This is a genomic window from Aeromonas sp. 602658, assembly GCF_049173005.1.
GTDB classification, from domain to species: domain Bacteria; phylum Pseudomonadota; class Gammaproteobacteria; order Enterobacterales; family Aeromonadaceae; genus Aeromonas; species Aeromonas veronii_A.
Window position 1 is genome coordinate 24,820 of sequence record NZ_JAAKRF010000042.1, and the last position, 7,316, is coordinate 32,135.

Genomic DNA, 7,316 nt, shown 5'->3' on the forward strand with positions numbered 1-7,316 from the left:
TTTCAATCTATCGGCTTCCGACTACTCTTGTAAGGTAGACATATCGGGAGTTGCACATGTCGTCCCAATCCATCGAACCCCACTACTCAACTCCTCTGTTGGCGTTGGTCTCTGCCATTATGGACTTCCCGGCGCCACAAACCGCCACGTCTGACGATTACGATGCCCTGATCCAGCAGATTGACCAACTCTGCCCGCTGCAACATTTCGGCATGCTGGGCCTCTCCGATACCGGTCTGAACTGGCTTTACGCCTACAAGGTCAGCGACATCTTCAAGCAACAGCTGGGCCGGGAGCAGTCCCGCATCACCGATCAGCTCACCCAGCTGGATGAGGCCGAAGGGTGGTGCGTCTTCCCCATCGAGCATGGCCAGATACAGTGGTTGCTGGCGCGTGGCACCCCCGCCGACCTGCCAACCCTGCGTCTGCTGCTGGAGTGTCTGGCCAAACGGCTGACCGAAACCCAGGCGGGATCCCATCTCACCGAGCTCCCTTCACCGCTGATCCGCAAAGACCCGAACTGGAAAAAGAAAATCGAGAGCATCAGCCGCATCATGCGGCTCGCCAATACCCTGCCGGCCCAGGCGCTCTTCTCCCAACTTGAAGCTGTACTGCGCCAGATGCTCACCATCGAGGACATGCTGCTGGTCAGGCTAACCAGTCAGAAGCTGGAAAAGATCTACCCCGCCCATCCCCATCAGGGAGACGAGTTCATCAGCGGCTTGTGCCACAGCACCAGCAATATCGAGGTGAGCAGGGAGTCACGCTACTGGCACAGCATGCCGCTGCGGCTGCAACAACAGTACTTCGCCCACTTCATCATCAGCACGGCTCAACCGCTGGAGACCGACGACAAGCTGTTTCTCGACTTCCTGCGTGGTCAGCTCACCCTGCTGCTGGAGCTGAGACGGATCCGCCAGCAGCTCAACGACATCAATACCGAAGACTCCATCAACCAGCGGCTGCAACAGCTGCGTCAGACCAACCTCAGGCTGCAAAAGCAGCTCAAGCAGCATCAGGAGCTGGAACGGCGGCTGCAATTCGATGCGCTTCACGACCCGCTGACCCAACTGCCCAACCGCGCGCTGTTGATGAACCACCTCAACCATGCCATGACCCACTACAACCGCTACAAATCGCCGGGATTCGCGGTGATTTTTATCGATGTGGATCATTTCAAGCAGATCAATGACACCCTCGGCCACAGCGCTGGCGATCAGCTGCTCAAGGAGGTGAGCCGCCGCCTGCAGACCTGTATCCGACAAAACGATCTGGTGGCCAGACTGGGGGGCGACGAGTTTGTCATCTATCTGGACAGCAGCAAGAGCGACGATGACATCAGCCCGGTACTGAACCGCATCATCAGCCGCCTCTCCTACCCGTTCCGGCTACTCGGCAACGAGTTGAGCATTACCGTCAGCCTGGGGGTATCGAGCGTATCCGAGCAAACCTCAGATATCAGCCAGCTGCTCCATCAGGCCGATCTGGCCATGTACCAGGCCAAACGCAATGGTCGCAGCCGCATCGTCAGCTACTCGGATGATTGCATCAACCAGAACTGGAATTCGCCGGAAGAGATGCTGGCCAGAGCCCTGCGGGAGGGGCGTATCGTCCCCTATTTCCAACCGGTGATCCGGCTGCAGGATAGCCGCCTGACCGGACTGGAGGTGATGGCGCGCTGGCTGACCGAGGAGGGGATTCTGAAGGATGCGTTCGACTTTATTCCGCTGGCAGAGCAGTGCGGCTTGATACTGGAGCTGGATTACCAGATCCTGCGCCACACCTGTCAGCAACTGAAGAACTGGCTGCCAATCTCCGGGCAGAGCAAGTTCAAGGTCGCCATCAATCTGTCGGGTAAGCATCTGGTCAACCATGACCACATCATGCGACTGATGGGGATCATCGAAGAGGAAGGTGTCGCCCCCGGCTATCTGATTTTTGAATTCAACGAGCGGGAGCTGTCGCGGCAAGATTCCGATGCGCTGGCATCCCTGCACGAGCTGCGCGCCAAGGGTATCCAGATCAGCCTCGATGATTTCGGCACCGGCTTCTCCTCCCTCAACGCCTTGTTCCACTTCCCGGTGGATTACATCAAGGTGGATGACAGCTTTACCCAGCGGATGCTGCAATCACCCAAAGATTTGGCGCTGATCCGCGCCATGCGGGATATCTGTCAGGATCTCGATTACACCCTGGTAGTCGAGGGGATCGAGAACCAGCAGCAATTGCAGAAGCTGATTGATATCGGCTGCCGGATCGGGCAAGGGCGCTATATCTCACCGCCCATGCCGGGAGCAGATATAGTGCCGCTACTGACCCCGGCCAATCCTTAGGGTTAATCCTTCTTGAACAGCGCCCGCAGGTTGGCAACACCGACCTGCCCCTTCTGCTGGCGCTCCTCGGCAGTCACCTTCTTCTGGTTTTCCCATTCAAGGTCATCCTGCGGCAGCTCCAGCAGGAAGCGGCTTGGCTCTGGCCGTACAGACTCGCCAAACTGACGCCGCTCCTTGCAGAGGGTGAAGGTCAGTTCGGTCTGAGCCCGGGTGATCCCCACGTAGGCGAGACGTCGCTCCTCCTCCACGTTGTCTTCATCTATGCTAGTCTGGTGGGGCAGCAAGCCCTCCTCCATGCCCACCATATAGACATAGGGGAACTCCAGCCCCTTGGAGGCATGCAGCGTCATCAACTGCACCTGATCCGCATCATCCTCACCTTCGTTGCGTTCCATCATGTCGCGCAGGGTGAGGCGAGTGACCACCTGAGCCAGCGTCATCGACTCCTCAAGCTCATCCCCTTCCAGCATCTCGGTGATCCAGCGATAGAGAGTAGAAACGTTCTGCATCCGCATCTCGGCCGCTTTCGGGCTGGGGGAGGTCTCGTAGAGCCACTCTTCGTAGTGGATCTCCTTGATCATGTCCCGCACCGCCTCCACCGGATTGCCGCGCAGCGCCTGATCGCCAAGGCGTACCAGCCAGTTGGTAAAGGCCTGCAGGGCCACGAGGCCACGGCCGAAGAGGTGCTGTTCCAGCCCCAGCTCGAAGCTGGCGGCAAACAGACTCTTGCCACGCTGATTGGCATACTGACCCAGTTTTTCGAGGGTGGTGGGGCCGATCTCTCGTCGCGGCAGGTTGACCACCCGCAGGAAGGCAGTGTCCTCATCCGGATTCACCAGCAGCTTGAGGTAGGCCATGATGTCCTTGATCTCGGTACGGGAGAAAAACGAGGTGCCGCCGGAGATACGATAGGGAATCCGGTTGGTCATCAGCGCCTTTTCGAAGATGCGCGACTGATGGTTGCCCCGATAGAGGATGGCGTAATCCTTGAACCGGGTGCGGTTCATAAACTTGTGGCCCATCATCTCGGCAGCGATCCGCTCCGCCTCGTGCTCCTCGTTCTTGGCGAACAGCACCTTGAGCTTCACCCCTTCATCCAACTCGGAGAAGAGCGCCTTGTCATAGACGTGCGGGTTGTTGGCGATCAGGATGTTGGCGCACTTGAGGATCCGCCGCTTGGAGCGGTAGTTTTGTTCCAGCTTGATCAGTTTGAGGCTGGGGAAATCTTCGCTCAGCAGCACCAGATTCTGCGGCTTGGCACCTCGCCAGGAGTAGATGGACTGGTCATCATCCCCCACCACGGTGAAGCGGGCACGCTCGCCGACGATCTGCTTCACCAGCTCGTATTGGCTGGTGTTAGTGTCCTGATACTCATCGACCAGCAGATAGCGGATCTTGTTCTGCCAGCGCTCGCGTACCTCCTGATTGCTCTTGAGCAAAAGAGTGGGCATCACGATGAGGTCGTCAAAATCCAGCGCGTTATAGGCCACCATCTGGCGGTGATAACGCTCGTAGAGCTGGGCCATCAGCACCTCTTCCGGCCCGCGGGCGATACGCATGGCGCGGGCAGGCAGAATAAGGTCGTTCTTCCAGTTGGAGATTTGGGTAATGAGGGCCGAGAGCTTGTCCTTGTCGTTGTCGAGCTCCGCCTCGGTCAACTCTTTCAGCAGCGCCAGCTGATCGGTATCGTCGAACAGGGAGAAGTTGACCTTGAGATTCAGGCTCTTGTGCTCGCGGCGGATGATCTCGAGCCCCAGAGTATGGAAGGTTGAGACCATCAGCCCCCGCGCCTCCTTGCGGCCCAAAGTCTGGCCGACACGTTCCTTCATTTCCCGCGCCGCCTTGTTGGTGAAAGTGACGGCGGCGATGTTGCGCGCGTTGTAGCCGCACTGCTGTACCAGATAGGCAATCTTGTTGGTGATGACGCGGGTCTTGCCCGATCCGGCACCCGCCAGCACCAGGCAAGGGCCGGAGACATACTTGACCGCTTCGTTCTGATTGGGGTTGAGCTTCATGGGCCGGATCTCTTGGCTTATGATGAGGGGCGGCATTGTACCAGAAATCACCCGATGAGCCGTACCTGCTGCACAGCGGGCAGCCGCTCATCGGGCTTATCGCACCTTGTGTTCGGGCGCTATTTTCAGGATCATGGCCGACCTTCGAAATGATGACTTTTTCCAGATAGTGAGGGGAGCATGAATCAGCAACAGCATGACCAACTGCGCAGCCAGTTTCCGGCCTTGGCGCAGGAGGTAAACGGCCACCCGCTGGTCTATCTGGACAACGCCGCCACCACCCAGAAACCGCAAGCGGTACTGGATGCCATCGCTCACTACTATGGGGCCGACAACGCCAACGTGCACCGCGCAGCCCATGCGCTGAGTGGTCGCGCAACCCGCGCCTTCGAGGCCGCCCGCGAGACGGTCGCCCGCTTCATCAATGCACCCCGCAGCCAAGAGGTGATCTGGACCCGCGGCACCACGGAAACGATCAATCTGGTAGCCCAGAGCTGGGGGATGAGCGAGCTCAAGGCGGGGGATGAAATCATCCTCAGCACCCTGGAGCACCACGCCAATATCGTCCCATGGCAGCTGGTCGCCCAGCGCACCGGCGCGGTGATCCGGGTTATCCCCCTTGATGAGCGGGGCGATCTCGATCTGGCCGCCTATCACGCCATGCTGGGGCCACGCACCCGGCTGGTGAGCGTGGCCCACGTATCCAATGCCCTTGGCACCGTCAATCCAGTCAAAGAGATGGTGGCGGCCGCCAAAACGGTTGGCGCCGTGACGCTGATCGACGGCGCCCAGGCGGTGGCTCATCTCGAGGTGGATGTACAGGCCATCGGTTGCGACTTCTATGCCTTCTCCGGCCACAAGCTCTATGGCCCGACCGGCATCGGCGTGCTGTGGGGCCGCACCGAGCTATTGGAGCGGATGCCGCCCTGGCAAACAGGTGGCGAGATGATCGATCGGGTCAGTTTCAGCGGTACCACCTTCAATACCCTGCCCTTCAAGTTCGAGGCGGGCACTCCCCATATCGCTGGCGCTATCGGCCTCGCCGCCGCCATCGACTTTGTGATGGCGCAAGATAGGGAATGGCTCGCCCAACATGAGCAGGCACAGACCGACTATCTGGTGGCTGGCCTGCAACAGGTGCCGGGGCTGCGTCTGGTCGGCGAACCCAGCCAACGCGCCGGTGCGGTCTCTTTCTTGCTCGACGACATCCACCCGCAAGATGCTGCTACCCTGCTCGACATGCAGGGTATCGCCCTGCGAGTCGGCCATCACTGCGCCATGCCGCTGATGGAATCGCTCGGGATAGGCGGCACCATGCGCGCCTCGCTGGCTTGCTACAACAATCGGGATGATGTCGACGCCCTGCTGGCCGCCCTGCACAAACTCAGTGACTTCTTCTAAGGCAGATAACCGAATGAGTGACCTCGCAAGCTATACCCAGATTGGCCTTGAGCCCAACGCCGACACCATCCGCCAGCAGTTTGCCGCCGCTCACGGCTGGGAGAACCAGTACCGGCTCATCATCCAGCTCGGTAAACAGCTGCCGGAGCTACCCGGCGAATGGCAGCAGGAGGAGTTCCGCCTCAAGGGGTGTGAAAGCCTAGCCTGGCTGAAAGGAGAACAAAGCGAGGATGGCTGCTGGCACTTTGCCTGTGATTCCGATGCCCGTATCGTGCGGGGCCTTATCGTCATCGTGCTGGCGGCACTCAACCACCAATCGTCTACGGCGATCCAGGCTTTTGATATGGAAGGGTATTTCACCGAACTGGGACTTGAGAAACACTTGAGCCCGTCACGAGGTAACGGACTCAGAGCGATCGTGCTGGCGATCCGGGAACAAGCGGTCTAACCCGCCTTGTCCAGTGGTCGATTAGGCTGCGCTAATCGACCCGGCGTTTTCATTCCCGGCCTCTTTCTCGGCGCGGGTACCCCGCTCGGCAATCTTCTTCAATACCCGGGACGCGGCAACCAGCCCAAAGGTTGCCGTCACCGGCGTCACAGCGCCAAAGCCGGAGGCGCAATCCATCTTCATAGTGCCATCGCTGGCTGCCTTAGCCTGACAAGTGCCACCATTGCCATCCGGATAGCTCAGCTGCTCGGTTGAGAAAACACACTCCACTCCGAATTTGCGCGCCGGATTCTTGCTGAAGTTGTGCAACCGGCGCAGGTCGGAACGCACCTTGGCGGCCAACGGGTCTTGGATGGTCTTGGCCAGATCGGCAACGGTGATTTGAGTCGGGTCCATCTGCCCGCCGGCACCACCCGCGACGATCACCGGGATCTTGTTACGTTTGCAGAAGGCTATCAGCGCCACCTTGGCCTTGACCGAGTCGATGGCGTCCACCACATAGTCAAATTCCCGCTTGATATGCTCGGCCAGATTATCGGCGGTGACGAAATCGTCTACCTCGATCACCTCGCAATCCGGGTTGATGGCGCGAATGCGCTCGGCCATCACCTCGGTCTTGAGGCGACCGACCGTACCCTGCATAGCGTGGATCTGGCGATTTGTGTTGGTGATGCAGATATCGTCCATGTCGATCAGGGTGATCTGGTTGATACCGGCGCGGGCCAGCGCCTCGGCTGCCCAGGAGCCCACACCGCCGATCCCCACCACACAGATCTTGGCCTGGCTAAAGGAACGCAGCGCGCTCTGACCATAAAGACGGGCAATGCCCCCGAATCGCTGTAGATATTCTGCTTTCATACCACCACCTTGCTTGAGGGCGGCCATTATAACGACAACCACCGCCAGCGGCGATGGCAGAACCGGAGAAAATCGAGGAGGAAAAATGGAGAAAACAGCAGGGAAGAGGGAATAAAAGGTCAGTTATCTGACGATTTTCTGAATTGCAGGCAATAAAAAACCCCGCTCATAGAGCGGGGTTTCTTGTATTGGGTGCCTGGCAGTGTCCTACTCTCGCATGGCGAATGCCACACTACCATCGGCGCTACCGCGTTTCACTTC

The 7,316-nt window shown here is 59.0% G+C and carries 5 protein-coding genes; 3 read left to right on the forward strand and 2 right to left on the reverse strand.

Annotated features, from left to right (window positions below; translation table 11 throughout):
- The first annotated feature begins 56 nt into the window (after positions 1–56).
- Positions 57–2,333 (forward strand): putative bifunctional diguanylate cyclase/phosphodiesterase, encoded by a 2,277-nt coding sequence (locus G5253_RS18860; protein WP_421204021.1) that lies wholly within the window; start codon positions 57–59, stop codon positions 2,331–2,333.
- Between the two features lie 2 nt (positions 2,334–2,335).
- On the opposite strand, the gene rep is transcribed toward G5253_RS18860, so the two are convergent.
- Complete coding sequence (rep, locus tag G5253_RS18865; protein ID WP_266134928.1) at positions 2,336–4,348, reverse strand: DNA helicase Rep; 2,013 nt, start codon at positions 4,346–4,348, stop codon at positions 2,336–2,338.
- Between the two features lie 180 nt (positions 4,349–4,528).
- On the opposite strand from rep, the gene G5253_RS18870 reads away from it, so the two are divergent.
- Together G5253_RS18870 and G5253_RS18875 are read left to right on the forward strand one after the other, a co-directional pair.
- A complete protein-coding gene (locus G5253_RS18870; RefSeq protein WP_266134927.1) occupies positions 4,529–5,749 on the forward strand; it encodes an aminotransferase class V-fold PLP-dependent enzyme in 1,221 nt (406 codons plus the stop codon).
- A gap of 13 nt (positions 5,750–5,762) precedes the next feature.
- Positions 5,763–6,197 carry a SufE family protein gene (locus G5253_RS18875; protein WP_266134926.1) on the forward strand — a complete coding sequence of 145 codons (435 nt, stop codon included), beginning with the start codon at positions 5,763–5,765 and terminating at the stop codon, positions 6,195–6,197.
- A 21-nt stretch (positions 6,198–6,218) separates the two neighbouring features.
- Here the strand turns inward: G5253_RS18875 and tcdA are convergent, their stop codons facing one another.
- Positions 6,219–7,055 (reverse strand): tRNA cyclic N6-threonylcarbamoyladenosine(37) synthase TcdA, encoded by an 837-nt coding sequence (gene tcdA / locus G5253_RS18880; protein ID WP_266134925.1) that lies wholly within the window; start codon positions 7,053–7,055, stop codon positions 6,219–6,221.
- Positions 7,056–7,316: the final 261 nt, after the last annotated feature.